Origin of the sequence: Halorubrum sp. AS12 (assembly GCF_051122765.1) — an archaeon.
GTDB lineage: Archaea > Halobacteriota > Halobacteria > Halobacteriales > Haloferacaceae > Halorubrum > Halorubrum trapanicum.
On sequence record NZ_CP185385.1, the window covers coordinates 1,610,680 to 1,635,724 of the forward strand.

The following is a 25,045-nucleotide window of genomic DNA, read 5'->3' on the forward strand; positions in this document are numbered from 1 at the left end:
ACCGCCGCCGGATCCGGACGAGGACCGGTCGCGTCAGAAGACGTCGTCCGCGTCGATGGTGCCGTCGCGCTCCGGGCCGCGGACGGTTATCTCCTCGCCGAGCCGGAGGCTCGCGTCGGTGTCGACGGTCCTCGTCTGCTGACCGTCGTCGAGCACGACCGGGTCGCCCGTCTGGACCACCGTCCCGGTGAACTCGACGTCCTCGCTCGACCGTTCCGTCGTCGCGGCCGCGGCGCCGCCGCTCGCGCCGCTTCCGTCGTCGTCGGACTCGCCGGCGACGGCCTCGGCGGCGGCCTTCTGTCCGTCCTCGGCGAAGGCGCCGAGTCCGGTCTCGCTCGCGTCGCGGTCGGCGCTATCGGCGTCGCCGCTCCCGCCGGCACCGGATCCCGACGCCCCGTTCGCGGCGCCGGCCGCCGCCTCGCTCTCCCCGTCGAGGACGGAGACGGTCGAGCGCCAGTTCGCGGACGCCTCCAGGTCGTCCTGCCACCCGTCCTGGATCTCGACGTCGGTGAAGACGACGCGGTCGGCCAGATCGATCTCGCGGTCGGCCTTGTCGCCCCACAGCGCGACACGGATCTCCCCCGTCTCGTCTTTGATCCGGACGTTCCGGACCTGTCCCTCGCTGCCGTCGTCGCGGTCGAACGTCCGCACCGGGTCGGTTTCGATGACGCCGCCGCCGATGTCGACGGTCTGGCCGATCTCGAGGTCGGCGATGTCGGTCGTCTCCGGGACGTACTCGACGTCGTCGTCGACGCGCTCGACGGTGCCGCGGTCGCCGACGTGAAGCTCCAGGTCGCCGTCGCGCTCGCGGACGTAGCCGTCGCCGACCTCGACGACCTCGCCGGCGTCGAACTCCTCGGCGAGGTCCGCCTTGTCGTCCCACAGCGTGATCCGCACGCGTCCCGTCTCGTCGCCGACCGTGAGGTTGGCCACGCGCCCCTCGCTGCCGTCGTCGCGGTCGAACGTCCGGATCGAGTCGGTGTCGAGTACCTGTCCGACGAGGTCGACGTCGGACGCGCCGAGCGTGAGATCCTCGACGCGGTAGGTGTCGAGCACCTGGACGTCGACCTCGGCGTCCTCGTCCGGTTCGACCTTGTCCGCGCTCACCTCCAGCCCGCTGTACCCCTCCTTGGGACGACCCATTACGCGGAGCACCTGCCCGACTTCCAGTTCCTCCTCGGCGGCCGCGGCCATGTCGTCCCAGAGCGCGACCCGGACGGAGCCGGAGGCGTCGGCGACGTCGACGTTACAGACGCGGCCCTCCTCGGCCTCCTCGTCGTCGCGCTCGAAGGTCCGAATCTCGCCGATGGCGGTCACCTTTCCGAGGAACTTCACCTCGTTCATCCCCGGTTCGATGTCCGCGATGGTGTCGGCTTCCTCGTCGCGCAGCTCGTGCGCGATGAGCATCGCGGCGGTCTCCTCGTCGGCGAGCCCGCCCATCTGTTCGACTTTGTCCTCGACGGCGGCCTCGAACTCCTCAAACTCGACGTCGGTGTCGAGCTCGTCGTACACCTCCTCTATGGCTCCCATACGCGTACCTCCGTGGTCGGAGAGTTCGCGCATAAGCGTTGCCGTTGCCCGGAGTTCGTTCCGGATCCCGACCGGTCGGCCGGGCGACCGACCCGGGTCGCGCTCGCGGCTCGAAGACGTCTCATAGGCGTTCATGGGTCCCATCGGTACAAAAGGTGTTCATCCCGCGCGGAGTGCGTGCGGACCGCAGGCACGCGGCCGCCGGACCGTAACCGTCTTAAGTTCTACCGCGATACGTAGAGATGAGTCCTGGTAGGGTAGTGGACTATCCTCTTGGCTTGCGGAGCCAGGGACCGGAGTTCAAATCTCCGTCAGGACGTTTTTCGAGGCACCAAACGGCGAGCGTAGCGAGCCGTGCGTGCCTCGAAAACTCCGCGGAGATTTGAGCAGGAAAGTCGCAGCGGCCGAGCGAAGCGAGGCCGACCGTCTTTCCGAGTTCAAATCTCCGTCAGGACGTTCACTTTGCGGCTGTCTCACTTCGTTCGACAGCCGCTGCGTTCACGTCCTGACTTGCCTCACGCTCGCTTCGCTCGCGTGAGACTCCGTCAGGACGTTCTATAATTACAATCTCACGACGGTTGCGAGCAGTGTGTAGGTCCTACGCGACATACTCAGTCAGTTATGGTTCGGAAGGCGGTGGCGCGTGCCTCCGAGTGGCCGCCGAAGGCGGCCGCGAGGAGCACGCGCGAGGGAGTCAGTCGCCGGAGCGAAGAGAAGGCGACTGACGAGGCTGGGGAGGCGTGAGGCTGCGGTGCGGTTACAGTCGGACGGGACTCAAAGGGGCAGCCGGCGAGGCGTGCGCACGCTCGCTGCGCGCCTCACTCGGTCGCTGTCGCTCCCTCGTTCGGTGCTTACGTCGCCTGCGCACGCCTCGCCGGCTGGGGCTTTGGCGGTGCCCGCCGCCGATCGGTAGTTGATTATTTATAAGCGAGTGGCTGGGGATTTAGCTGTGTAGGCCATCGATTTGTGGTCAACTATTTATAAGCGAGCGGCTGGAGGTTATGCGGCTGTCATCGCCGTTCCTCAGTTCGCTATTTATAATCGGGTAGTCGGAGATTGAGCGGAAGTCACCGAACCAGAATCGACTATTTATAAACTTCCGATCGCCCGTGTGACGCCCTGTACCCTTGCTCAGCGGACGAACCGAACCACTCACTCTACCTCTTAATCGTGCGGGTGGAAGCGGTCCATCGCCCGGCGGACCGCGTCGGTGTCACCGATGAACGTCACGTAGTCGCCGATTTCGAGGACGCTGTCCGCCGAAGGGACGTGGTTCTCGCCGTCGCGGCTGACGACAGCGACGAAGGTGCCGTCGGGGATCTGCGCGTTGAGGTCGCGGATCGTCTTGCCAGCGAGCTTCTGGGAGGTCACCTCGACCTCCTGAACGTCGTGGCTGTCGCCGAGCTCGTTCATCCAGTGGGTGAGCGCTGGGCGCTCGATCTCGTCGTCGATGGCGACCGCGGTCGCCGTCGACGCGTCGATACCGGTGACGCCGATGCTGTCGAAGGCGTCGACGTTGTCGGGGTCATTCACCCGGGAGTACACGGACTCGACGTCGAACTTGGTGATCGCGAGCTGACACGCGAGGAGGTTGATGTCGTCGTCGCCCGTCGTCGTGATGAACCGCTTGGCGTCCTCGATGTTGACGCCGCGGAGCGCCTCCGTGTCGCTGCCGTCGCCCTCGTAGACGGTGAACCCGTCCGAGCGCGCGCGCTCGGCGACATCCGGGTCGTCTTCGACGACGACGACGTACTCGCCCCTGTTCTCCAGTCGTGTGGCGAGCGCCTGGCCGACCCGACCCCCGCCGATGATTATCGTGCGCATTGGTGACACTCCGAGGAACTCGCCGATCTGTCGCGCGAACCCCGCTTCGACGAGGACGGTCGCGAAGATGACCGCGAACACTGTGCCGACGAGCAGCTCGCCGGCCGCGACGCTACCGGCGAGCTCCAGCTCGATGGCGAACAGCGTCGCCACGCTTGCCGGGATGATCCCCCGCGGCCCGACGCTGGCGATGAACAGCCGCTCGGGCCGGGTGAACCGCTCGACGCCGAGGGTCGCGATGAACGCGCCCAGCGGCCGGAGGACGAGCATGATAACGGCCACGATCGCGATCACGCCGACGCCGAGCGCGGCGATCGCCTCGACATCGATCAGCGCGGCGAGCGAGATGAACACGAAGGATAGGACGATCGTAGTCGTGTTCTGCGCGAACTTCTCTATCTCCTCGCGGTTGTCCAGATCGAGGTTGCCGAGGAGGATCCCGCTCGTCGCGGCCGCCGCGATGCCCGCCTCCGCGGCGACGGCCTCGGCAGCCGCGAACGACCCGATAGCGGCCGCCAGCACGAGGAACTGCGACGCCTGCACGTCGCGTTCGGGGACGAGGTCGCTGTCCAGCAACACGTAGATGACGACGGTGGCGAGCAGGCCCGCGGCGATCCCGACACCGAACCGCTGGAGGAAGGATAGCACCGTCGAGGGGACGCCGAGGTCGTCGAGCAGCAGCGTCTCGAAGATCACGACCGCGACGATCGCGGCGGTCACGTCGTTGACGATCCCCTCGGTCTCCAGTGCGGTCGCGACGTGGTCCCGCACCCGGACCACGTTGAGGATCGGGGTGATGACGGTCGGGCCGGTCGCCACCAGCAGCGCCCCGATCAGCAGCGCGACCTCCCACGTGCCGTCCGTGAAGACGCGAACCGCCGCCGCGGTGCCGAGGAACATCACGACCGCGCTGACGGTCACCAGCCGGAGCGACACCGTCGACGCGCGCCGGATCCGGTCGATCCGGAGCGCGAACGCCCCCTCGAAGACGATGATCGCGACGCTGAGTCCGACGATGATCTCCAGCCCGTCGCCGAACGTCTCCAGCGTGACGAGGCCCAGCACCTCCGGACCCAGCACCACCCCGATCGCGAGGTAGAAGATGACGCTCGGCACCCGAAGGCGGTGAGCGAGTAGCTGTACCGCGAGCCCCGACACGAGAATCACCGCGATCACCGGCAGCAGGCTACTGGACACGTCTACCGGCGGTATGCCCTCCGCCCCCCTTAGTGTACTGGTGGATCGGTCGCGTGGACTGTATAGTCGACCCGATCGGCTCGACCGACTCGACCGACTCGACTCCTCCGGCCGGCTCGACGCGACGGCCCGGCCGTGATATTGATTCACACACGCAGAGAACTATTAATTCGGTTCCGTCGCTCGGTGAGAACGCGCCCGGTCGGTCCCCCACCGCCGGGTGGTTACCCATGACCGTCCGCGACCCCATCCCGACGTTCGCCCCCCGCCGGAACGTCCGGAAACGGGTCCGCGGACCGGTCGCCGCTCTCCTCGGCACCCTCGCCGCGTGACCCCGACGGGAGACGGCCGACTCGTGCCCGAAGCGAGCGCCGCCTTCCCTCGGACGTTCCCCGACACCGCTCCGTCGCCCGCAGACCGCATGACGCGGTCCTCGGCGACCGAACCGACTCGAACCGCGAGGCGGACGCCTCGCGCCGCGACCCACATCCGACGATGAATCCAGACCGATCCCCCTCCAGACGCACCGTCCACCCCGATCTGTACGCGAATCCCCGCCGGTCGGCGGCCCTCCCGTCACTCGGCGTCGAGATTGCCTTCGCGGCGCTTCCGGTGTTGACGGTCGTGGCCCTCTCGTTCCCGACCGCGGCCGCGGTCGCGCTGGCGGCCCTCTGCGGCGCGGTCGCCGGCGCGGCGCTTCACCGGCGGTACCCGAGCGCGGTCGACCGGACGGTCCGCCTGCCGGACGACGAAGGCACCGTCCGAGAGACCAGATCCGCCCGCCGCGGGCGATGATTCCCTCCCCCGCTGACCGCTCGCCTCCACTCCCCCGCTGACCTCTCTCCTCCACTCCCTCGCTGACCGCTCGCCCTCCGCCGGTCGCGGAACTCGCCATTTATCAGTCGTCGCCGCCGACCGCGAGGCGTGACCGACCGCGACTCCGGGCAGAACGGAAACGCGCGCGACACGCCGTCCGCGTTAGCCGCGATCACCGCCGGCGCCGCGCTGTTCAACGAGGAGCGGTTCCTCGCGGCCCACGACGTCTGGGAAGGCGAACGGCGACCGCCGGACGGCGGCGATAACGACGGCACCGAGCGGCTGCTCCGGGGGCTGGCGGCGACCGCGGCGGCGACGCAGGGCGCGATCGACGGCGACCGCTCCGAGACGATCGAACACGCACAAGCCGCCGTCGCGGCGCTGAACGGAGTCGCCGACCCGCAGGGGGTCGTGATCGAACCCGTCCGCGAGTGGGCGGAGCGACTCGCCGCGGCCCCGAGAGACGTGGAGTCGGCGAGCGCGCCGCGGATTCGCGTCGGCGACGAGACGCCGGGTTTCGACGGGCTGTCGCTCGTCGGGGCGGGGATCGCGGCGCCGGCGCTGGCGAGGACGGGGGAGCCGGGCGACGCGGAGGCGCTCGCGACCGCGGCCGACCTCGCGCGCAAGGAGCGCGGGACGGGTCGGACCCGCTTCGCGGAGCTGCTGTTCGCGTACCTCCGCACGCCCGACGCGCGGCCGCAGGTGGCCGCCCGGCTGCGCGATCACGTCGATATCGAGGAGCGGAAGCGACGCGACGTCGACGGCCTGTTTTAGGGCGCGTTATCGCGGCGGCGCGGGCGACGGCCAACCGGATCGATCAGGCGTCGTCGCTCGGCGCGTCGGGGTCGGCGGGGAAGTTGGGTTCCGTGGGCGCGTCGTCGTCAGCGGCGGGCGCGTCGGAATCGGCGGCGGGCGCGTCGGAATCGGCGGCGGAGGGGTCCTCCGCCGCGTCGACGTCGCGGTCCGACTTGGGTTCGCCCTCGAAGGTGTAGTCGCCGGAGTTGTCGGCCGGGTCGTAGCCGAGCGCCTCGCGGGCGCGTTCGATCGAGTAGTAGCGGCGGTCGTTGTCCGAGATGCCGTAGACGATCTCGTAGCCGTAGTCGGCCCGCAGACACCGGTCGAACAGGTGCGCGCAGTCGCGGTGCGAGAGCCACATCGCCTGCCCGCGCTCGTACTCGCGGGGCGGGTGGTCCTTGGTGAGGTTCCCGATGCGGACGCAGACGACGCTCATGCCGAACTCGTCGTGGTAGAAGCGCCCGAGCGACTCGCCCGCCGCCTTCGAGACGCCGTAGAGGTTGCCGGGGCGGGGGAGTTCGGTGCCGTCGAGCCGGTAGTCGTCGTCGGAGCGGTACAGGTCCGGCGTGCGCTCGTCGGTCTCGTAGCCGCCGACGGCGTGGTTCGAGGAGGCGAACACGAACTTCTCGACGCCGGTCTCGGCGGCAGCGCGCATCATGACCTGCGCCCCGTCGATGTTGTTGCGGAGGACCGAGTCCCACGGCGCCGTCTTCCGGGGGTCGCCGGCGAGGTGGATCACCGCACCGACGTCGGCGACCGCCTCGCGGACGGCGCGCTCGTCGGTGATGTCGGCGACGTACCGGTCGGCGTCGGTGATCCCCTCGGGCACCTTCGCGGCCGGGAGCGGCTCCCGGTCGAGGAGTCGCCACTCGTAGTCGTCGCCGAGACCGCGGAGGATGGCCTGTCCCACCCGTCCGCCGGCGCCCGTCAGCAGGACCGGCTCGTCCATTCGACTCTACGTGGGCGGGAGAACGGCATATATGACACGGTTCGACCGGTACGCCCGGGTCCGGGTCGCAGATGCGGGATACCGGGAGGAGAGTCGGAGCGAGACCGCCGGAACGAGGCGCCTACAGTTTCTGTCGCGAGACCTTCACGCCGGTGGGAGTGACGATGATCTGGTCGTCGCCCTTCTGGACGATGTCGCCGTCGACCTCCTGGACCACCTGCCGAAGCTCGTCGTAGACGTGTTCTATCGTCCGGTCCGACGTGGAGTGGCGGGTGATGTCGGCGATGACGAAGTCGCCGTCGTAGACGGCGTCTTTGATCGGGATGATGTCACTCTGATCGCCGATTTCGGCGAAGTGTACCTGCGTACCCGTCTCCGCGTGCGCGTCGGCGAAGTCGTCCGTGTCGAGCTCGACGTAGTCGTCGACGGAGCGGCTCCCACTCCCGCCGAGGATCTTGCTCATGATGCCCATACACACCACACGACGAGGTCGGACATTAGTTCTTACGTCAGACACAGTCAGTCCAGCCGCTCCTGCCACTCCTGGACCCGCGAGAGCAGCTCCACCGGGGGGGTCTCCGCGACGTCGACGTCGCTCAGCTCCTCGATCACGGCGCGGGTGTCGGGGTCGAGGCGGTCGGTCTCCGCGGTCTCCGCGGGTTCCGCGCCCCCCACGTCGTCGGCCGCGGCCGACCCGGAAGTCGTCCCGTTTCGACCCGTTTCCGAGGCCGAGGCGTCGGCCGCCGTCGCTCCGCCCTCGTCGCTCCCCGAGAACGATCCCGACGAGAGGTCGAACACGACCTGCTGCGTGCCGCCTCCAGCCTCGCCGTCGAGACCCTCGCCGGCGTCGCTCCCACCCCCGCGCGACCCGCCGCGAGCCTCGATCGCTTTCTCCTCGCGGAGCCGGTCGAGGACCTCGTCCGCACGGGAAACGACGGGGTTGGGGACGCCCGCGAGGTCGGCGACGTGGACCCCGTACGAGCGGTTCGTCGGCCCGTCGCGGACGGTGCGGAGGAACGTCACCTCGCCGTCGCGCTCGTCGACGGCGACGTGGACGTTCGCGACGCGCGGGAGGTGGTCCGCGAGCGTCGTCAGCTCGTGGTAGTGGGTGGCGAAGAGGGTGCGCGCGCGGACCTCGTTGTGGAGGTACTCGGTCGCGGCCCACGCGATGGAGATGCCGTCGTAGGTGGCAGTGCCGCGGCCGACCTCGTCGAGGATGACGAGCGAGTCCTCGGTCGCCGAGTGGAGGATGTTCGACAGCTCCTGATCTCGACCATGAACGTCGACCGGCCCTGCGCCAGCTCGTCGAGCGCGCCGACGCGGGTGTAGATGCCGTCGACGAGTCCAACCTCGGCAGCGCGGGCGGGGACGAACGAGCCGGCCTGCGCGAGCAGCTGGATCAGCGCAGCCTGCCGCATGTACGTCGACTTCCCGCTCATGTTCGGGCCGGTGACGATGAGGAAGCCGCGCTCCGCGTCGAGCCGCAGGTCGTTCGGCACGAAGTCGGTCGTCCCCTCGACGACGGGGTGCCGGCCGGCCTCGACGTCGAGCCGGCGCTCCTCGGTCAGTTCCGGGCGCGTCCAGTCCCGGCGGGCGGCGTGGGTCGCGAGCGAGGCGAGCGCGTCGAGTTCCGCGACAGCTCGCCCGGCGTCCTGGAGCAGCTCGGCGCGCTCGGCGACGCGCTCACGGAGCTCCTCGAACAGCTCGTACTCCAGCTCGCCGCGGGCCTCCTCCAGTCGGAGGACCTCCCGCTCCTTCTCCGCCAGCTCGTCGGTGACGAACCGCCTCGAGTTCTTCAGCGTCTTGATCTCGCGGTAGTGCTCGGGCACCTGATCCGCGACCGACTTGCCGACCTGGATGTAGTAGCCGTCCGTCTTGTTTCGGTCGACGGTGACGTGGCTGAGTCCGTGCTCGCGCTTCTCGCGCTCCGCGAGCCCGTCGAGCCACGAGTTCACCGACTCGTGGCGCTCGATCAGCTCGTCCAGCTCGTCGTCGTACCCCTCCTTCAACAGCCCGCCGCCGGTCTTCGCCTTCGGCGGGTCCTCGGCGAGCGCCTCGGCGAGCTCCTCGCGGAGTCCGGCGGCGAGGCCGCGGTCGACCCGGTCGAGGACGGCGGCCGCCGGGGAGTCGGCGAGGGCGGTGCCGTCGATCGCGTCCGCGAGGTCCGGGAGCAGCGCGAGCGTGTCGCGGACGGAGAGCAGTTCGCGCGCGCCCGCGCTCCCGCTGGTCGTGCGCGCCGCGAGGCGTTCGAGGTCGTACGCGTCGCCGAGGACCTCCCGGATCCGGTCGCGCGCGAGCGCCGCGGACGCCAGCGCCTCGACCGCGTCGAGCCGGGCCGCGAGCGTCTCGCGGTCGCGTCGCGGGCGGGTGAGCCACTCGCGGAGCAGCCGCCCGCCGGCGGCCGTGACCGTGTGGTCGACGGTGTCGAACAGCGAGCCGTCGGCGTCGCCCCGCATCGTCTCCGTGATCTCGAGGTTGCGCTGCGTGGTCGCGTCCACGTCGACCCGGTCGTCGGCGCCGTAGGCGGTCAGGCGGGTCATCGAGGCCAGCACGCCCGCGCCCGTCTCCTCGACGTACGAGAGGACCGCGCCCGCGGCCCGGACCGCGAGCGCCGAGTCCAGTCCGACGCTGTCGGTCGTCTCGCGGCCGAACTGCTCGCGTACCGCGTGCTTCGCGCGCCCCGTCGCGAACGCCTCCGCGTCGAAGGCGGTGACGCGTCCCGAGAGATCCTCGCGGACCGCGGCGAGCAGGCCGTCGTCGTTGCGCACTCGCGGCCCCGGGAGCACCTCAGCGGGGTCGAACCGGTAGAGTTCGGCACGCAGGTCGCCCCCGTCGTCGACCGTCGTGGCGAGGAACCGCCCCGTGGTCACGTCGGCGAAGGCGAGTCCGTACGGGCCGTCGGCGTCGGCGTCTCCGGTTCCGCCGGTCGCGCCGGTCGCGCCGGACTCCTCCTCCTCGCGGACCACCGCCGCGAGGTAGCGCGCGTCGTCGTCGCTCGTTTCGAGGACCGTCCCGGGAGTGACGACGCGGACGATCTCCCGGGCGTGGCCCCCGTCGTCGGTGTCGTATTGGTCGGCGACCGCGACCCGGTAGCCGCGCTCGACGAGAGCGTTCACGTACGGCGTCAGCTCCGAGAGCGGCACGCCCGCCATCGGGTACGACGAGCCGTGAGAGGACTTCTGTGAGATCGAGAGGTCCAGCTCGTCGGCGACCAGCTCGGCGTCGTCCGCGAAGAACTCGTAGAAGTCGCCGCACTCGCATCGCGAGGACATCCGCGTCCGTCTCCGCCTTGAGATCGAGGAACTCCCCGACGATCCCCGTTGCCATATGTCCGTACTCCCGCCGTGCGCGGCTAAAACCCTGCGGGTCCGCGAGCGGACGGCGACGATCGCCGGACGGTCGGCGGGAGCGGGGCCCGGCGGCCGTAGTTACAAGCTCCCACCGCGCGTAGGCAGGGTATGGACGCGTCGGGCGGCTCGCTCGTCGACCGGATCCGACAGCCGGAGTACACCGGCGAGAACCGCTGTCTCCCCTGTACCGTCGTCAACGTCGCGATCGGAGTCGCGCTCGGCGCGGCGGTCGCCGTCGCCGTCGCCCCGCTCGTCGGCGCGGCTGCGACGACGGTCTCGCTCGCGGCGGTCTGGCTGCGCGGCTACCTCGTGCCGGGCACTCCTGAACTCACGAGGCGGTACCTCCCCGAGCGGGCCCTCGCGCTGTTCGGTAAGGAGCCGGCCGCGGCGCGGGCGTCGGCGGGCGCGTCCGCGTCGGGCGGGGAGCCGTCCGAAGACGCCGCCGTGGACCCGCGGTCGTACCTGCTCGCCGCGGGCGCCCTCGTCGAGACCGACGACGGGAGCGACCTCACGCACGCGCCGTGGTTCGCGTCGGCGTGGCGGTCGGCGCTCGACGACGCGCGGGAGGCGGGCGACGTCGCGGCGGTGACGCGGCTCGCCAACGTGGACGCCGCCGACGAGCCGCACCTCTCGGTCGAGGAGCGGGGGAACGCGGTGTTCGCCGCCGTCGACGGCGATCGGATCGGCCACTGGGTGTCGCGTCCGGCCTTCCTGGCGGACGCCGCCGCCGACCGCGTGCTGCGCGCGAACGACGACGGGTGGACCGACCTCCCGCAGCCGGCGCGGAGCGAGGTGCTCGGCGGGCTGCGGCTGTTCGTCGAGGAGTGTCCGGCCTGCGAGGGCGAGGTGACGGTCGGAGAGGAGGTCGTCGCGTCCTGTTGTACCGCCCGCGACGTGGTTGTCGGGCGCTGTGAGGGGTGCGAGGCCCGGATCTTCGAGCTCGACCCCGCCGCGCTCGACGGGGCCGAGTGACGGCTAGCGCGGTACGGGGCGTCCCGCCCGGGGCCGTCGAGTTGACCGTACCGGGCCACTCGCCCGCGTCGCAGCCGCGCCGACGGGGGAAAAGGAGCGGAGCGTCAGTCGTCGGTCCGCGTTACTGGTCTTTCAGCCACTCCTTCGCTTCCTCGTTGCTCGCGAACGCGCGGAACTCGAACTCGGGGGCGATCGAACTCAGCTGTTTCTCGACCTCCTCCATCTCCATGCTCGCGATCGCGGAGTCCGCGTACACGCCGGCGCCGCGCGTCACTCCCTTGTCGATGAGGTCGGGGACCCACTCCTCGCCGAGCCATTGCTTGTCAGCGTCGTCGTGTGCGGTCACGCCCGCGGTGTTCACGATGTACTTGTCCGCGTTCCGGTCCGCGATGACCTCCTCCCAGCGCCGAGCGCCCTCGCGGAACGCCTCGCCGGCGGCGTACTCGTCCCACGTGAACACGGGGAGGTCGAGCGACGCGTCCCACTCGACGGTGTAGATGTCGGTCTCCTCGATCACTGTCGTCGATGTTGCCATGCTTACAATCGGCCAACACTTCCTGAAAAGCGTTCTCCAGCAATTATCATACCGGAGATTTTGAGAATAGCTGCGTTCGAGACGGTGTTCACAAACCACCACTTACACGGCCACAAAACCCTGAATTACTTCCGATTCTACATCGCTCGTGCTGCGTTATCCGCTCTGGTAATTTCACCGTCAATTTAACCACCGCCCCGGGGGAGAGGTTCGTATGGCAACCCGATCGAACGGATCTGAGGCGGATGACCCTCCTGAATCGGACGTACAGGCGGAAATCGGCGAGACCGTAGAGCAACTGCTCCGGATCTCGCAGATCGTCTCGAAAGGGTCGAACGAGGTGACCGAGCTGACCGAAGAGCAGTCAGCGTCCATGCGGGAAATTTCCGAGGAGGTGTCGAACCTGTCGGCGACGGTCGAGGAGATCGCCGCCAGCGCCGAGGAGGTCGAGACGGTGAGTAGCCACGCCCAGGAGCTGACTGAGGAGGGGTGTACGGTCGCCGAGAACGCGATCGACGCGATGGAGACCGTCGAGTCGGCCAACGACGAGGTGTCCAAGACCGTCTCGCGGCTCGAAGACCGGATCGGGCGGATCGACGAGATCGTCGACGTGATCGACGACATCGCCGACCAGACGAACATGCTCGCGCTGAACGCCTCCATCGAGGCGGCCCGGGCGGGCGAGGCGGGCGACGGCTTCGCGGTCGTCGCCGAGGAGGTGAAGAACCTCGCGGAGGAGTCACAGCGGAACGCGGAGGACATCGAGGAACTGGTCGACGAGATCAAAGCGGACACCCACGAGACGAGCGAACGGATCGAGAACGCGAGCGACGAGGTCCGAACGGGTCTCGACCGGGTCGACGAGACGGTCGACGTGCTCCACGATATCGACGACGCGGTCACCGAGGCCACGGAGGGCGTCGGCGAGGTTGCCGACGCGACGGACCAGCAGGCCGCCTCCACCGAGGAGGTGTCGTCGATGATCGACTCGGCGGCCGACACCGCCGACGACGTCGCGGCCGAGGCGGAGCGGATCGGGGCGGCCAACGAGGAGCAGACCGAGAAGATCGACGAGCTGGGCGAACTCGTTGAATAAGTGCGGTTTCGCCGGTCGGAGCTCGGTCGCCTTCCCGGGACGCGGATGCGCTCGCCGGAGTTATCACCGAGACGGGCGTACCACCGCCCGATGGTCGCGCTCGACGCCTACGCGTTCGTCTTCGTCGCCGGGCTGATCACGGCGCTGGCGACCGGGATCGGCGCGGTACCGTTCTTCTTCTTCGACGCCATCAGCGAGCGCGGAAACGTGGCGCTGTGGGGGTTCGCGTCGGGAATCATGCTGTCGGCGTCGCTGTTCGGCCTAGTACAGGAGGGACTCGCGGAGGGAACCCCCGCGGAGATCGGGATCGGGATGCTCGCGGGTGTCGTCCTCGTCGTCGTCGCGCACGACGTGTTGACCGACGCCGAGATCGACCCGCGGGAGTACGAGGAGGCCGACTTCAAGAAGCTAATTCTGATCCTCGGCGTGCTGACGGTCCACAGCTTCCCGGAGGGGATCGCGGTCGGTGTCTCCTTCGCAGACCTCGGGCTGGAGGGGGGCACCGCGCTGTTCGGCTTTACGGTCCCGCTACTGGCCGTGTTCATGACCGTCGCCATCTCGATCCACAACGTCCCGGAGGGGACGGCCATCTCGATTCCCCTCCGATCGATGGGAGTCTCGAAGTGGAAGATGGTGTGGTGGTCGGTGTTCTCCAGTCTCCCGCAGCCGATCGGGGCCGTGATCGCGTTCGCGTTCGTGCGGTACGCCCGCGAGTTCCTCCCGTACGGCTTCGGCTTCGCCGCGGGCGCGATGATCTACCTCGTCCTCTCGGAGTTCATCCCCGAGGCGCTGGAGACCGGTTCCGACCTCCCGCACGGCGGCAGGCGAGTCCTCGTGGGCGGCATCGCGCTCGGCGCCGCCTTGATGATCCCGCTCGCGTATTTATAAGCGACCGAGGGCGACGACGAGATATTTAAATGAGCGTCGCCGGCGGCGACGATTGTTTATAAAGAGCAATGCTGTGGCGCGCGCCTCCGAGCGCCCATCGGGCGCGAGGAGCACGCGCGAGGGAGTCGGCCGACCGGAGGGAGGCCGACGAGGCTGGGGAGGTGTGAGGTGCGGTGCGGTTGCGATCGGGTGGGACTCAAAGGGGCAGTCGCGAGGACGCCGTAGGCGACGTAAGCACCGCAGGGAGCGAGTGAAACGAGCGACCGAGGAGCGCAGCGAGCGTACGGCGTCCTCGCGACTGGGGCTTTGGAGGTGTTCTCCGCCGATCCGCAGGCAACTGTTTATAAATAGCTACCCGATTCGACGCCTCACTCCTCGCCCAACACGGTCGGGTTGACCGCGCCCGGTCCCTCACCCACGTCGTAGCCGCGCCGGACCGCCTCGGTCATCTCCTCGACCGCGGCGCCGACCGCTCCACGAATCGACTGTCCTCTCGCCAGCCGCGCCGCTATCGCACTCGACAGCGCGCAGCCGGAGCCATGGGTCGCGTCAGTGTCGATCCGGGGCGTCTCGAAGCGGTCGACGGTCGGGTCGGTCCCGTCACCGCCCGCGCCGTCGGCCTGAACGAGCGTGTCGACGACGACGTCGCCGTCGACCGACCCGCCGTCGAGGTGACCGCCCTTCACCAGCGCCGCGTCCGCGCCGAGCGCGACGAGGTCGCGCCCGGCCGCCTCGGCGTCGGCCGGGGTCTCGACCGGGTCGCCGGTCAGCACCGCGGCCTCGTCGGCGTTGGGCGTGACGAGCGTCGCGGCCGCGATCAGGTCCTCGTAGGCGTCCTCGGCGGCGGGCGAGAGCAGTCGGTCGCCGGTCGCCGCGACCATCACGGGGTCGACGACGACCGGGGCGTCGGCGTCCGAGGCGTCGGCGTCCGAGGCGTCGGCGTCCGCGACCGCCTCGGTCACCGTCTCGACGATTTCGGCGGTCGCCAACATTCCCGTCTTGACCGCCTCGACGGCGAAGTCGTCGGCGACCGCCGCGTACTGGCTCGCGACATGATCAGCGGGGACCGGGTGGACGTCCTCGACGCCCCGCGTGTTCTGTGCGGTCGTCGCCGTCACGACCGAGGTCCCGAAGACGCCGTGCGCGGTCATCGCGGTCAGGTCCGCCTGGATTCCCGCCCCGCCGCCGCTGTCGCTGCCGGCGATCGTCAGCGCGACCGGCGGGTCGACCGGATCGTACTCGGACATACGCGGTGGTAAAACTTAGTTGTATTAATTGGTAGTGGTTTGGGATCGACGCGGACGGTCCGCACGCCGGGCGATCGCCACCGTGCGCGTCGCGCCCACGCTGCCGTCGCCGAACGACCTTTTCGGCTCCGCGGCGTAGCGGGGGCATGGCAACCGACACCGACGCCGCGGCCGGCGCCGACGAGCGCGAGGCGATCACCGTCTACTCCGACTACGTCTGCCCGTTCTGCTTCCTCGGGCGGCGGTCGCTCGCGAAGTATCAAGAGACGCGCGAGGAGCCGCTCGACATCGACTGGCACCCGTTCGACCTCCGGGCGGGCCAGCGCGGTCCCGACGGCGAGATCGACCACGACGCCGACACCGGGAAAGATGAGGAGTACTACGAGCAGGCCCGCGAGAACGTCCGCCGGCTCCAAGAGGAGTACGGCGCCGAGGAGATGGAGCTAGAACTCGCGAGCGACGTCGACTCGCTGCCCGCGCAGATCGTCTCGGTCCGCGTGCGCGAGACCGCGCCGGACGCGTGGCTCGCGTTCGACGAGGCCGTCTTCGACGCGCTCTGGCTGGAGGGCCGCGACATCGGCGACCGCGACGTGCTCGGCGATATCGCCGCGGACATCGACGGACTCGACCCAGAGGTCGTCAACCGCGCGCTCGACGACGACGACCTCCGCGAGCGCGTCACCGAGCTGTTCGACGCCGCGAGGCGGCAGGGCGTCACCGGCGTTCCAACGTTCGCGTACGACGGTCACGCGGCCCGCGGCGCGGTCCCGCCGGAGCAGCTCGAACGGCTCGTCGAAGGGGTCTGATCGCGGGTCGCCGAACGGCGACACCGACGGAACCCCTGCGGATCAGTCGTCCGCACCGGTCCCGGAGCCGGGACACTCCCCGTCCGCGTCGCCGCTCGGTTCGGCGGCGTCGCCCCGGGGGTCCACGAGGCGATACGCGAGGGAGACGGAGCCGAACGCGAGCGCGAAGCCGGCGACGACGTCGGTGAGCCAGTGGATACCGAGGTACATCGTCGCGACGACGACCGACAGCGAGAGCCACACCGCGACCGGCGTCCACAGCGGGTAGTCGTCGCGGGTCAGCACCGCGAACGTCCCCACGGTGACCGCGAGCGAAGTGTGAAGCGAGGGGAAGACGTTCGTGTTCACGTTCACCTCGCTCGCGAGGACCATCACGTCGGGCTGGTTGGTGAACAGGAGCGGCGTCACCATGTCCGGCATCACGTTCCGCGGTCCGTAGGCGAACACCGCCGTGTACAGCGCCAGCCCGATCGCGTAGTTGAGCGCGTACGCGACGAGGACGCGCCTGAGCGTCGCCGTCCGCGGAAGCGCGAGGTACGCGACCACCGGGAACGCGAGCAGGAACGCGTAGCCGTACACGTACACCCACGAGAAATACGCGGTCAACGCCGGGACAGCGAACGTCGCCTGAACCCACGCGACGAACCCGCCCTCCAGCCCGTAGATGAGCGCCGTCGCCTGGATACCGAACAGCTCCGAGACCGACTGAAGCGAGCTCCGGCCGATCGCGCTGGCGAGCAGCACCGCACACAGGACCGCGACGGCCCGGCGCGCGTCCCACAGCCTCGCGCGAAGCCCGCTCCACGCCTCGCGGAGCCGGGCCGGCCCGACGATCGCGACGCTCGCAACCGCCAGCATCGTCCCGACCCACGCCACGACCGACGTGAGGACGGACAAAAACGGCGTCATTGCCCCCGCGAGAGCAGCCGTCCCTCGTCGTCGAAGCGATATCCGATGTCGCGAAGCTCCGCCCTGGCGGCCGCGACGTCCAGCGATCCCCCGTCGTCGAAGAACGGGTGAACGGGGTCGGTCTCGCCGGTCCACGTCAGCGATTCCGGAACCGCGTCCGCCGACGCCGCGAGCGGGGAGGTCGCCGCCTTCGCGTACCCGTTGAACGCGTCCTCGACGACCGCGGACTTGTCGATCAGCCGCGCGATGACCGCGCGGAAGCGAGGGTTCGACAGCGGGCTCCGCCGCACGTTGTACCCGACGTGATAGAACGCCGCCGATCGGCCGCTCACGAGCCGGGCGTCGTCCGAGCGGCCGATCCGCGGGACCGACGCCGGACCGAGGTTCGAGGCGGTCGCGTCCGCGAGCCCCTCGGCGACCGACTCCACGGCCGAAATGTCCGACGGCAACACCTCGATCCGGAGTCGATCGAAGGCGGGCTTCCCGTGGTATCTGGACGGGATTCCCGCACGCGGGTCCGTCGTCTCCTCGGCCGCCTCGGCGTCGTCGGGCGCCGGGCGGACGAGGAAGTGGTCGGGGTTCCGTTCGAAGACGACCGACTCCCCCGCGGTCGCCTCGACGAAGCGCAGCGGACCGCTTCCGACCGGCTCGGGGTTGTTCGAGACGACCGCCTCCGTCGTCTCGAAGTCGAACTCGAAGCCTGCGATCGTCGCCGCGTCTGTCCGGTCCGACCAGACGTGTTCCGGGAGTATCGGCGCCTGAAGCGCCCGAGAAACGGCCGTCTCGTTGACGTCGGGGACGGTGAGACGAACGGTCGCGTCGTCGAGGACCCGCTCGTCTTCGACGAGGGAGCTCCGACCGCGGAATCGCGGGGTCGGAACCGGCGTCTCGACGTTCCCCAGCGACGTGTCCCGGAAGAACTCGTAGGTGAACGCGACGTCGCTCGCGGTCACGGGTTCACCGTCGTGCCACCGAGCGTCGCGGAGCGAGACGTCGACGGCGTCGTCGTCGACCCGCTCCCAGTCGGCCGCCAGCCACGGGACGACGGACTCGCCGTCCGCGCGGACGAGCGGGTCGTACAGCAGCCCGGTGAACGTACCGTACTTCCGGTACTCCGCGGCGATCGGGTTCCAGTTCTCGGTGATGCGGTCGTCGGTCGTCACGAGCCGGAGGACATCTCCGCCGCCGTCGTCCGCATCGGCTCCGTCGCCGTCGTCCGCGTCATCTGTGTCGCCCGGCGTCGTGTTGCCGCCCGTCGTGTTGCCGTCCATCGATCCGTCGGCGCCGGAACCACCGTCTCCCGAACCGGTGTCGCCTCCCGAGCCGGCATCGGGAGCGACCGCGTCGAGTTCGAGGAGTCCGGTGACCGAAAGCGGCTGGCGCCCCTCCGTCCACCCCTCGAACCGGTTCCCCCGGACGGCGGTGAGCGCGTCGGGAAACGCGACGACGGAGAAGGGTTGGAGGTCACACACCGTCTCTTGGAGCGCGTCGACGGCGTCGTCCCGTTCGTCTCCCGATACCCGGCGCTGTCGGTCCAGCAGGTCGTCGACCGCGATCTCCGTGAGACCGAAGGGGTTCTGCCACCCGGATTCCGCGATGAACTTCGAGTGGGTCAGGCCGTACAGCGCGTCCGGGTCGAACGGCTCCGTCTCCACGAACTGCCCGACGTAGATGTCGAAGTTCTGGTTGATGAGCACCTTCCGCCAGAGGTCGGTCTGCCCGACGGTGTTGAGTCGGACGTCGATACCGACCGCGGTCAGGTGCTCTTCGAGCTGTCTCGCGATACGGATCCCGTTGGGGTCCCCGTCCGCCGGCGTGGTATTGATCTCGAGGACCATCTGCGAGTGAGGGTCCCGTCCGGCGATGTTCTCAGTACGACCGAGACAGCCGGCGCTGGCGGCCGCGAGGCCGAATCCGGCGAGCGCCGCGCGTCGGCTGATCGGTCGCGTCATCCGTTCGTCTCCCCTTGTTTTCAGCCAACCGGTATATCTCTTCTGTGCTGTTTCCGCCCCCAGACGGCGCGCCGACACGATCGACCGCTTCAGATCACGTCCATCAGCGGGAGCGCCAGCCCGACGGCCCACGCCGCCAGCCCGGCGACGACGACCGGCCGGTCGGCGGCCGCCCGTCCGATGGCGACGACGCCGAGCGCGGCGAGGAGCGCCACGCGGTGGACGATGAGGTCGGGCGGGACCGCCACGCCGAGCGCGGCGAAGTCGGCGACGAAGCCGCCGCCGAGGCCGACGACGACGGCCAGCGCGGCGGCAGCCGGGTCGGACCGCGGCGCGCGCCAGACGACCAGCGCGGGCAGCCCGAGTGCGAGGACGAGGTACAGCGGCGCCGCGATCGCCTTGGGCGACGCGCCCGGCAGCGCCGCCTCCAGCGTCACGCCCGCGACGCGGACGCCGACGAGAACGGTGCCGAGCGCGAGACCCAGCGTCGCCGCGGGGGCGTGTCGCCCCGCGTCGGAACGGAACCGGCGAAGGAGGTCGGCGGCCGCCTCGCGGGTCCGCCGACGGAGCAGCGCCCCGGCGAACGCCGCCGTCGCCGCCAGTTCGATCACGGAGAGCCAGCCGTCGCTGCGGCCGCCGTCGATACCGCGGTACTCGCGGCTGACGTCGGTCGCGCGGTCCGACTCGATGAACTCGTCCTCCAGCCGCGTCGCGGGCGCGTCGATGTCAGGAACGGTGTGACGGAGCCGGAACCAGTCGTAGTACTCTTCGTGGGCCTGTACCGCGGTGTAGCTGCCGTCGGGCGACTCGTAGGCGCGGAGGTGGTCGCGGACCCCGAGATACGTCCCGTCGTGGAGTTCGAACGTCTCGGTGAGCCACGCGCCGCCGGTCGGTCCCTCGACGTACGAGTAGCGGAGCGAGCTGTGGGCGTCCTGCCAGTCGCGGCCGACGAACTCGCGGACCTGATCGTCGTCGGCGGTCGCCTCGCTCTCGTTCGGCCTCGTCTCCTCCCACGTCGCGTTCGAGCCGCCCTCGATGGCGGCCCGCGTCGTCTCGGCGTCGGCGTGGAACACGACGTTGATCGCGAGCGTCCGCCCGTCGACCGTCGTGCTTCGGCTCGTGTACGGCCAGAGCCGGTAGTCGCCGTCGACCTCGATGAGACGGTCGTCGGCGACGTCGTCGACGGCCGGCTCCTCGGTCGCCCCGGCGAAGAACCCGGAGAGAACGAGACCGACACCGACGACGACGAGGAGGGCGACGACGACCCGAGCCCGTTTCATGCGGGCCACGAGAACCGCGGAACACAAACCTGTTCGGGTGGCGTCCACGCGCCGCGACGGGGGAGTTCGGGTGGAGTCGGCACGCCGCGGCGAGAGAGTTCGGGAGGGGCGGTCACCACGTCTCGACGACGCCGTCGCGAACGTCCTCCGCGCAGCCCTCGCAGTCGGGGTGACCCGACTCGAAGCAGGCCGGGCGCCCCTCGGCGTCGACCGGCACGGTCCGGCGCTCCGCGTGGCGGCGGCAGACGATGCGGGCGCGGCCGTCCGCGTCGGTCGGGAGGTCGAACTGCGCCGCGGCGGCCGCGTCGCCCTCGGGGTCGTCGCGCCCCTCGGCGTAGGCGCGTTTGGCCTCCTCGAACTGCTTGCCCGCCTTCCGGAGCTTTTGGCGGATGACGCGTTCGAACCGGTCGTCCATACCCCGCCGTTTCGGCGCGCCGGATATAGGTCCGTTGGCGGGCCGAGCGGGGAACGGTCCCCGGACGCCCCTCGACGGCGACACCGCGAGGAACGCCGTCACCGCGCCCCCGGGAAACCTTGATGGGACGCCCGAGCGATCGGTCGCGTATGTCCGACGACTGTATCTTCTGTTCGATCGTCGCCGGCGACATCCCGGCGCGAACCGTGTACGAGACCGACTCGGTGCTGGCGTTTCTGGACGCGAACCCACTCGCGCGCGGGCACACGCTAGTAATTCCCAAGTCCCACGCGCAGCACGTCGGCGACCTCGACGCCGCCCTCGCGAGCGACCTGTTCGAAGCGGTCGCGTCGCTCACGCCGAAGATCCAGGACGCGGTCGACGCCGACGGGGCCAACGTCGGTGTCAACGACGGCGAGGCGGCGGGCCAGGAGGTTCCCCACGTCCACGTTCACGTGGTTCCGCGGTTCGAGGGCGACGGCGGCGCGCCGATCCACGCCGTCGCGGGCGCCCGGCCCGACCTCTCGGACGACGAACTCGACGCCGTCGCCGAGGACGTGGCGGCCGCGATAGACGGGTAGGAACGCGACCGAGTCACGCACCGCGCCGCCGCTCGGCTTCGCTCTTTTTAAGAATCGGCTCCGGCGAGACCGGGGCATCCAGGCGACGACGCTCGCGCTGGTCGGGGCGACCGGCGGCGCGGGGACGACGCGGACCGCGGTCGAGCTGGCGGCGACAGGCGCGCGCGACGGCGACGACGTCGCGGTTGTCGACGCCGCGTTCACGACGCAGGGGCTCTCCGAGTACGTGGCCGGGCGGATCGACCCGGACCTCACCGCGCTCCTCACCGACGATCCAGACGCCGCGCTGTCGGCGGCGGCGTACCCGATCGCCGGAACGCGCGAGGACGCTAAGCGGTCGGGGGTCGGCGCCGGAAACGGGGCGGACGGCGGGAGCGACGCGCCGGACCTCCCGGGACGCGTCGACGCGGTGCCGGCGCGGGCGCCCTTCGAGCGCGTCGCGCGGGCGAAGACCGCGGAGGCCGCCCGGAAGCTGGAGCGCCGCATCGACGAGGCGGCGACGACGTACGACGCGGTGGTCGTCGACGCCGCGCCGGCCGGCTCGAACGAGGCGGTCGCGGCCGCGACGAGCGTCGACCGCGCGGTCGCGGTCAGGCCGGCGACGGCCCACGGCAGCGACGCGGCACAGCGGCTCCGCGGGCGAATCGCCGACGTGGGCGGGAGCCTCGACGCGACGCTCGCGGTGGAACGACCCGGAACCGGCGGCGGAGGCGACGGAGAGCGCGACGACGGCGACGCCGGGGTCGTCCGCGTGCCGGCCACCGACCCCGAGGTCGCGGCCGCGCCGACCGCGGCGACGGGAGACGACGCGTACGCGCGGGCGATCGCGGCCGCCTACGAGACCGCGTTCGACACCTCGCTCGGCGTGGAGTTCCCGGAGAAAGGGCTGATCGAACGGTTCACGCCCTGAGAGAAGTCGAACCTCAGCGGAGCCCGTCGGTGGAGCCGAGCGCGTCGCCGAGGGGGTCGTCGCCGCCGAGTCCGTCCCCGAGCGGCGCCGACCCGGCGACCTGCGCGTCGACCGCCTCCGCGACGGCGTCGACGGGGTCGTGCGTCTCGACGTACGTTGCCAGCGCGAAGTCCGCCTCGTCGCCGCCGGTGAGTTCGACGGCCTCGCTCCGGGAGGTCCGGCCCGCGAGCCAGTCGCGGACGACGTCGCACCCGGTCGGTGAGAGCGGACAGATCCCCGCGACGCCGCACCGGTGGAGCGCCTTCGCGGCCGTCATCGGGGAGACGCCCGCCTCCCGCGCCGCGTCGCCGACGCTCCGGCCGGCGGTGTAGGCGTCGACGAGCGTGGCGGTCGCCGCGGGCGTACACGGGAGCGACTCGGCGTGGTCCGACAGGCGATCGACGAGCGGCGTCTCCGTGTCGTCCGCGAGCGCGACCCCCCGATCGCGCTGGCGCGAGGTCACCTCGACCCCGGCCGCGATATCCGACAGCGTCATGCGAACCGATGGGCCGCACGGATGGTTAAAACCACCGTACTGCGGCGCCGTCGACCGTCGGGTTACCGACCGGTAACCGGTCGGTTCGAGCGTCGCGATCGGGCCGATCGACCGCCGATCCACCCGGGTTTAAGTAAGGGATCGGGCCGGAGTTCGACGTGTGATGAGTGACGCACGCTCGACCCGCGTTCGTTCGCCCCGTACCGAGACCGACGACGTCGCGACGACGGACCGCGCCGCGACCGCCGACCGCGCCCGGGCGGCCGACGAGACCGCCCGCGACGAGACGGCGGGCGGCGAGACCGCGTCCGCCGACGAGACCGGCGACCGCGAGACGTGTCCGGAGTGCGGCGGCCGCACGCGCGTCGAGGGCGCGGAGCGCGTCTGTACCGACTGCGGGCTGGTCGTCGATGCCGACCGGATCGACCACGGCCCGGAGTGGCGGTCGTTCGACGACGACGACGCGAACCCCAAACGCACCGGCGCGCCGCTGACGCGCTCCCGCCACGACCGCGGCCTCTCGACGGAGATCGGCCGGTCGACGAAGGTGAAGGGGCGCAAGCGCCGGCGGCTCGCCCGGATGCGGACCCAGCACAACCGCGCGCAGATCTCGACGAAGCGCGACCGCAACAAGGTGTACGCCTACACCGAGATACGGCGTCTCACCGGGGTAATGGGACTGCCAGACAGCGTCCGCGACGCCGCCTGCGCGCTGTTCGACTCCGCGCAGGAGGAGAGCCTGCTCCGCGGGCGCTCGCTGGAGGGCTTTTCGGCCGCCTGCGTCTACGTCGCCTGCCGCACCGCCGACGTGGCCCGCACGGTCGGCGAGGTGTGCGCCGAGGCGAAGGCGACGGAGGACGAGCATCGGGCCGCCTTCGACGCGATGAACCGCGAGCTCGGCCTCCCGATCGCGCCGAGCGGTCCCGCGGAGTACCTTCCCCGGTTCGCCAGCGACCTCGGCTGCGACCCCGCCGTCGAGCGCCGCGCCGGCGAACTCGCCGAGCGCGCCGTCGAGGAGGGGATCGCGAACGGCCGCAACCCGGTCGGCGTCGCGGCCGCCTGCCTCTACACCGCGGCCCGCGAACTGGACGCGGAGTACACCCAGCAGGAGGCCGCCGACGTGGCCGACGTGACGCCGGTGACCGTCCGGCGGACGTACGTCGACCTTACCGACGAGTGAGTCGGAGAAACACCGACGGGAGATCCGTCGGTTCGTGACGATCCGCCGAGCGGACGCGGCGGCGTCAGCGGGGGCCGGTCGCCGCGAGAGGGAGCGTCGGCGACCGGCGGCCGATAGCGGACAGGCGGTGTGGAGGGCAGGGAGGGCGCCCCGACCGCCCGGCGGGCGTCACGCATCTAAATCCAAGTCCGGGGGATAGTTCTACGTTAGCTGTCGACAGTACGGATAGACCGAACAATTGGTTCGAATCGGACGAATCGCGGCGTACGTGTCGACCGGTTACCGTTTCCTCGACCGCCCACGCCGGGAGACCTCCGTCACCGACCGTCGATCTTGTGCTTGAACGCGAAGAAGACGCGGCGACCGGTCTCAGTGAGCCGCACGGTGTCGGAGCGCCCGATGTCCTCCAGTTCGACGTAGCCGCGCTCGCGCAGCGGCGAGAGGACGTGCGTCTCTAAGGCGCGGTACTTCGCGGTCCGGCTCTCGCCCGCCTCGCGGAGGAACGACAGCTCGCGCTCTCGTGCCCACTCGATCAGGTTCCACTTGTCCGTGGTCAGGCTCCCCTCGGCGCGGTCGTTGAGCCGACCGAGCACGGCGACCTGGTCGGTCGTCGGGGCGTCCATCGGATAGATGGGCAGGTCGACGGTGCGCTCGACGCCCTCGGTGAGCGGCTCCTCGCGCCGGTCGTGGCGGTGCCGTTCGGGCTCGACGCTGTAGGGGCGCGCGCCGACGATCATACAGGCCATCGCGACGCCGACCGCGGCGATCCGCGGCCCGGTCGAGACGTTCCCGAAGAGGCGGTCACCGTCCTCCGCGCTCGCTTGGTGGCGAGCGGCGACGGTCGTCGTCACGCCGAGCGCGTCGTACACGTCCGCGAGCGCGACGGGGATGGGTCTGACCTCGGCGAACTCAGCGATCGCCGTCCACGCGTCGCGCTGGTAGTCGGTGAGTTCGTCGGGGTCGACGCGGGTGGCGTCGGGGTCCGAGGCGCTGGCCGCCGCGAAGTCCACGTCGCCGCGGGCCCCGTCGCGGTCGGGGGCGTCGACGAGCAGGTACGCGACGTCGGCGCCGTGGCGGCGGAGGGGTTCGACGATCCGGTCGCGCTCGTAGCCGAGCGGGACCACGTGAACGCGGCGTTCGGCGACGCTGGGGACCGAGGTGTCCATACCGGCGTTGTCCGCGGCGCTCGGTTGAATAGTCCCACGGAGCGCTCGGGACCGATCACGAGCCGTGGGGTCACGTACCACGAAAACCGTTAAGCCCGGCTGTCGCTTACGA

Annotated in this window: 21 protein-coding genes, 1 tRNA gene and 1 pseudogene; 10 read left to right on the forward strand and 13 right to left on the reverse strand. The window is 70.4% G+C overall.

The window, feature by feature from the left end:
• Positions 1 to 33: 33 nt before the first annotated feature.
• Complete coding sequence (locus ACODNG_RS08105; RefSeq protein WP_434520900.1) at positions 34 to 1,530, reverse strand: single-stranded DNA binding protein; 1,497 nt, start codon at positions 1,528 to 1,530, stop codon at positions 34 to 36.
• Positions 1,531 to 1,776: 246 nt separating this feature from the next.
• Between ACODNG_RS08105 and ACODNG_RS08110 the strand changes: the two genes are divergently transcribed.
• Positions 1,777 to 1,849, forward strand: a tRNA-Arg gene (locus tag ACODNG_RS08110).
• Between the two features lie 845 nt (positions 1,850 to 2,694).
• Here the strand turns inward: ACODNG_RS08110 and ACODNG_RS08115 are convergent.
• On the reverse strand, positions 2,695 to 4,530 hold the full coding sequence (locus tag ACODNG_RS08115; protein ID WP_434523078.1) for a cation:proton antiporter domain-containing protein: 1,836 nt from the start codon (positions 4,528 to 4,530) through the stop codon (positions 2,695 to 2,697).
• Between the two features lie 516 nt (positions 4,531 to 5,046).
• On the opposite strand from ACODNG_RS08115, the gene ACODNG_RS08120 reads away from it, so the two are divergent.
• Positions 5,047 to 5,346 (forward strand): hypothetical protein, encoded by a 300-nt coding sequence (locus tag ACODNG_RS08120; protein ID WP_434520901.1) that lies wholly within the window; start codon positions 5,047 to 5,049, stop codon positions 5,344 to 5,346.
• A 129-nt stretch (positions 5,347 to 5,475) separates the two neighbouring features.
• Positions 5,476 to 6,141: a hypothetical protein gene (locus ACODNG_RS08125; protein WP_434520902.1), complete on the forward strand. Its 666-nt coding sequence runs from the start codon at positions 5,476 to 5,478 to the stop codon at positions 6,139 to 6,141.
• Between the two features lie 43 nt (positions 6,142 to 6,184).
• Here ACODNG_RS08125 and azf read toward each other — a convergent pair whose 3' ends face one another.
• The 3 genes and pseudogenes from azf to mutS form a co-directional block, all read right to left on the reverse strand.
• On the reverse strand, positions 6,185 to 7,111 hold the full coding sequence (azf, locus tag ACODNG_RS08130) for an NAD-dependent glucose-6-phosphate dehydrogenase Azf (RefSeq protein ID WP_434520903.1): 927 nt from the start codon (positions 7,109 to 7,111) through the stop codon (positions 6,185 to 6,187).
• A gap of 121 nt (positions 7,112 to 7,232) precedes the next feature.
• Positions 7,233 to 7,583 carry a cell division protein SepF gene (locus ACODNG_RS08135; protein ID WP_210113627.1) on the reverse strand — a complete coding sequence of 117 codons (351 nt, stop codon included), beginning with the start codon at positions 7,581 to 7,583 and terminating at the stop codon, positions 7,233 to 7,235.
• 47 nt (positions 7,584 to 7,630) lie between these two features.
• Positions 7,631 to 10,438, reverse strand: a pseudogene (gene mutS, locus ACODNG_RS08140) (DNA mismatch repair protein MutS).
• A 131-nt stretch (positions 10,439 to 10,569) separates the two neighbouring features.
• Here mutS and ACODNG_RS08145 point away from each other — a divergent pair.
• A complete protein-coding gene (locus ACODNG_RS08145) occupies positions 10,570 to 11,433 on the forward strand; it encodes a hypothetical protein (RefSeq protein ID WP_434520904.1) in 864 nt (287 codons plus the stop codon).
• Positions 11,434 to 11,554: 121 nt separating this feature from the next.
• Here ACODNG_RS08145 and ACODNG_RS08150 read toward each other — a convergent pair whose 3' ends face one another.
• Positions 11,555 to 11,968, reverse strand: a complete 414-nt coding sequence (locus tag ACODNG_RS08150; RefSeq protein ID WP_434520905.1) for a hypothetical protein — start codon at positions 11,966 to 11,968, stop codon at positions 11,555 to 11,557.
• Positions 11,969 to 12,182: 214 nt separating this feature from the next.
• Between ACODNG_RS08150 and ACODNG_RS08155 the strand changes: the two genes are divergently transcribed.
• Both ACODNG_RS08155 and ACODNG_RS08160 read left to right on the forward strand, forming a co-directional pair.
• Positions 12,183 to 13,064, forward strand: coding sequence for a methyl-accepting chemotaxis protein (locus ACODNG_RS08155; RefSeq protein WP_434520906.1), 882 nt, complete (start codon positions 12,183 to 12,185; stop codon positions 13,062 to 13,064).
• 90 nt (positions 13,065 to 13,154) lie between these two features.
• Positions 13,155 to 13,952 carry a ZIP family metal transporter gene (locus ACODNG_RS08160; protein WP_434520907.1) on the forward strand — a complete coding sequence of 266 codons (798 nt, stop codon included), beginning with the start codon at positions 13,155 to 13,157 and terminating at the stop codon, positions 13,950 to 13,952.
• Positions 13,953 to 14,320: 368 nt separating this feature from the next.
• Here the strand turns inward: ACODNG_RS08160 and thiD are convergent, their stop codons facing one another.
• The gene (thiD, locus tag ACODNG_RS08165; protein ID WP_434520908.1) at positions 14,321 to 15,199 is read right to left on the reverse strand and encodes a bifunctional hydroxymethylpyrimidine kinase/phosphomethylpyrimidine kinase; all 879 of its coding nucleotides are present in this window, start codon (positions 15,197 to 15,199) and stop codon (positions 14,321 to 14,323) included.
• A 146-nt stretch (positions 15,200 to 15,345) separates the two neighbouring features.
• Here thiD and ACODNG_RS08170 point away from each other — a divergent pair, with 146 nt between their 5' ends.
• The gene (locus ACODNG_RS08170) at positions 15,346 to 16,005 is read left to right on the forward strand and encodes a DsbA family oxidoreductase (protein ID WP_434520909.1); all 660 of its coding nucleotides are present in this window, start codon (positions 15,346 to 15,348) and stop codon (positions 16,003 to 16,005) included.
• 42 nt (positions 16,006 to 16,047) lie between these two features.
• Here the strand turns inward: ACODNG_RS08170 and ACODNG_RS08175 are convergent, their stop codons facing one another.
• The 4 genes from ACODNG_RS08175 to ACODNG_RS08190 all read right to left on the reverse strand — a co-directional run bounded on the left by ACODNG_RS08175 (position 16,048) and on the right by ACODNG_RS08190 (position 20,561).
• A complete protein-coding gene (locus ACODNG_RS08175; RefSeq protein ID WP_434520910.1) occupies positions 16,048 to 16,914 on the reverse strand; it encodes a phosphatase PAP2 family protein in 867 nt (288 codons plus the stop codon).
• Complete coding sequence (locus ACODNG_RS08180; protein WP_434520911.1) at positions 16,911 to 18,866, reverse strand: ABC transporter substrate-binding protein; 1,956 nt, start codon at positions 18,864 to 18,866, stop codon at positions 16,911 to 16,913. The genes ACODNG_RS08175 and ACODNG_RS08180 overlap by 4 nt, the downstream gene beginning before the upstream one ends.
• 89 nt (positions 18,867 to 18,955) lie before the next feature.
• Positions 18,956 to 20,146: a hypothetical protein gene (locus tag ACODNG_RS08185; protein ID WP_434520912.1), complete on the reverse strand. Its 1,191-nt coding sequence runs from the start codon at positions 20,144 to 20,146 to the stop codon at positions 18,956 to 18,958.
• Positions 20,147 to 20,258: 112 nt separating this feature from the next.
• Positions 20,259 to 20,561: a DUF7091 family protein gene (locus tag ACODNG_RS08190; RefSeq protein ID WP_434520913.1), complete on the reverse strand. Its 303-nt coding sequence runs from the start codon at positions 20,559 to 20,561 to the stop codon at positions 20,259 to 20,261.
• A 149-nt stretch (positions 20,562 to 20,710) separates the two neighbouring features.
• On the opposite strand from ACODNG_RS08190, the gene ACODNG_RS08195 reads away from it, so the two are divergent.
• Together ACODNG_RS08195 and ACODNG_RS08200 are read left to right on the forward strand one after the other, a co-directional pair.
• On the forward strand, positions 20,711 to 21,142 hold the full coding sequence (locus tag ACODNG_RS08195; protein WP_434520914.1) for an HIT family protein: 432 nt from the start codon (positions 20,711 to 20,713) through the stop codon (positions 21,140 to 21,142).
• 76 nt (positions 21,143 to 21,218) lie between these two features.
• Entirely contained in the window at positions 21,219 to 22,052 is an 834-nt protein-coding gene (locus ACODNG_RS08200) for a ParA family protein (RefSeq protein WP_434523079.1), read from the forward strand.
• A 13-nt stretch (positions 22,053 to 22,065) separates the two neighbouring features.
• Here ACODNG_RS08200 and ACODNG_RS08205 read toward each other — a convergent pair whose 3' ends face one another.
• A complete protein-coding gene (locus ACODNG_RS08205) occupies positions 22,066 to 22,587 on the reverse strand; it encodes a hypothetical protein (protein WP_434520915.1) in 522 nt (173 codons plus the stop codon).
• Between the two features lie 163 nt (positions 22,588 to 22,750).
• Between ACODNG_RS08205 and ACODNG_RS08210 the strand changes: the two genes are divergently transcribed.
• Positions 22,751 to 23,767 carry a transcription initiation factor IIB gene (locus tag ACODNG_RS08210; protein ID WP_434520916.1) on the forward strand — a complete coding sequence of 339 codons (1,017 nt, stop codon included), beginning with the start codon at positions 22,751 to 22,753 and terminating at the stop codon, positions 23,765 to 23,767.
• 317 nt (positions 23,768 to 24,084) lie between these two features.
• On the opposite strand, the gene ACODNG_RS08215 is transcribed toward ACODNG_RS08210, so the two are convergent.
• A complete protein-coding gene (locus ACODNG_RS08215; RefSeq protein WP_434520917.1) occupies positions 24,085 to 24,933 on the reverse strand; it encodes an HFX_2341 family transcriptional regulator domain-containing protein in 849 nt (282 codons plus the stop codon).
• Between the last annotated feature and the right edge of the window lie 112 nt (positions 24,934 to 25,045).

Coding starts and splice junctions, on each gene's coding strand:
- ACODNG_RS08215 (WP_434520917.1), bottom strand. CDS start 24,933: ATGGACACCTCGGTCCCCAGCGTCGCCGAACGCCGCGTTCACGTGGTC.
- ACODNG_RS08135 (WP_210113627.1), bottom strand. CDS start 7,583: ATGGGCATCATGAGCAAGATCCTCGGCGGGAGTGGGAGCCGCTCCGTC.
- ACODNG_RS08150 (WP_434520905.1), bottom strand. CDS start 11,968: ATGGCAACATCGACGACAGTGATCGAGGAGACCGACATCTACACCGTC.
- ACODNG_RS08160 (WP_434520907.1), top strand. CDS start 13,155: ATGGTCGCGCTCGACGCCTACGCGTTCGTCTTCGTCGCCGGGCTGATC.
- ACODNG_RS08145 (WP_434520904.1), top strand. CDS start 10,570: ATGGACGCGTCGGGCGGCTCGCTCGTCGACCGGATCCGACAGCCGGAG.
- ACODNG_RS08195 (WP_434520914.1), top strand. CDS start 20,711: ATGTCCGACGACTGTATCTTCTGTTCGATCGTCGCCGGCGACATCCCG.
- ACODNG_RS08170 (WP_434520909.1), top strand. CDS start 15,346: ATGGCAACCGACACCGACGCCGCGGCCGGCGCCGACGAGCGCGAGGCG.
- ACODNG_RS08210 (WP_434520916.1), top strand. CDS start 22,751: ATGAGTGACGCACGCTCGACCCGCGTTCGTTCGCCCCGTACCGAGACC.
- ACODNG_RS08185 (WP_434520912.1), bottom strand. CDS start 20,146: ATGAAACGGGCTCGGGTCGTCGTCGCCCTCCTCGTCGTCGTCGGTGTC.
- ACODNG_RS08105 (WP_434520900.1), bottom strand. CDS start 1,530: ATGGGAGCCATAGAGGAGGTGTACGACGAGCTCGACACCGACGTCGAG.
- thiD (WP_434520908.1), bottom strand. CDS start 15,199: ATGTCCGAGTACGATCCGGTCGACCCGCCGGTCGCGCTGACGATCGCC.
- ACODNG_RS08175 (WP_434520910.1), bottom strand. CDS start 16,914: ATGACGCCGTTTTTGTCCGTCCTCACGTCGGTCGTGGCGTGGGTCGGG.
- ACODNG_RS08120 (WP_434520901.1), top strand. CDS start 5,047: ATGAATCCAGACCGATCCCCCTCCAGACGCACCGTCCACCCCGATCTG.
- ACODNG_RS08155 (WP_434520906.1), top strand. CDS start 12,183: ATGGCAACCCGATCGAACGGATCTGAGGCGGATGACCCTCCTGAATCG.
- ACODNG_RS08190 (WP_434520913.1), bottom strand. CDS start 20,561: ATGGACGACCGGTTCGAACGCGTCATCCGCCAAAAGCTCCGGAAGGCG.
- ACODNG_RS08180 (WP_434520911.1), bottom strand. CDS start 18,866: ATGACGCGACCGATCAGCCGACGCGCGGCGCTCGCCGGATTCGGCCTC.
- ACODNG_RS08205 (WP_434520915.1), bottom strand. CDS start 22,587: ATGACGCTGTCGGATATCGCGGCCGGGGTCGAGGTGACCTCGCGCCAG.
- azf (WP_434520903.1), bottom strand. CDS start 7,111: ATGGACGAGCCGGTCCTGCTGACGGGCGCCGGCGGACGGGTGGGACAG.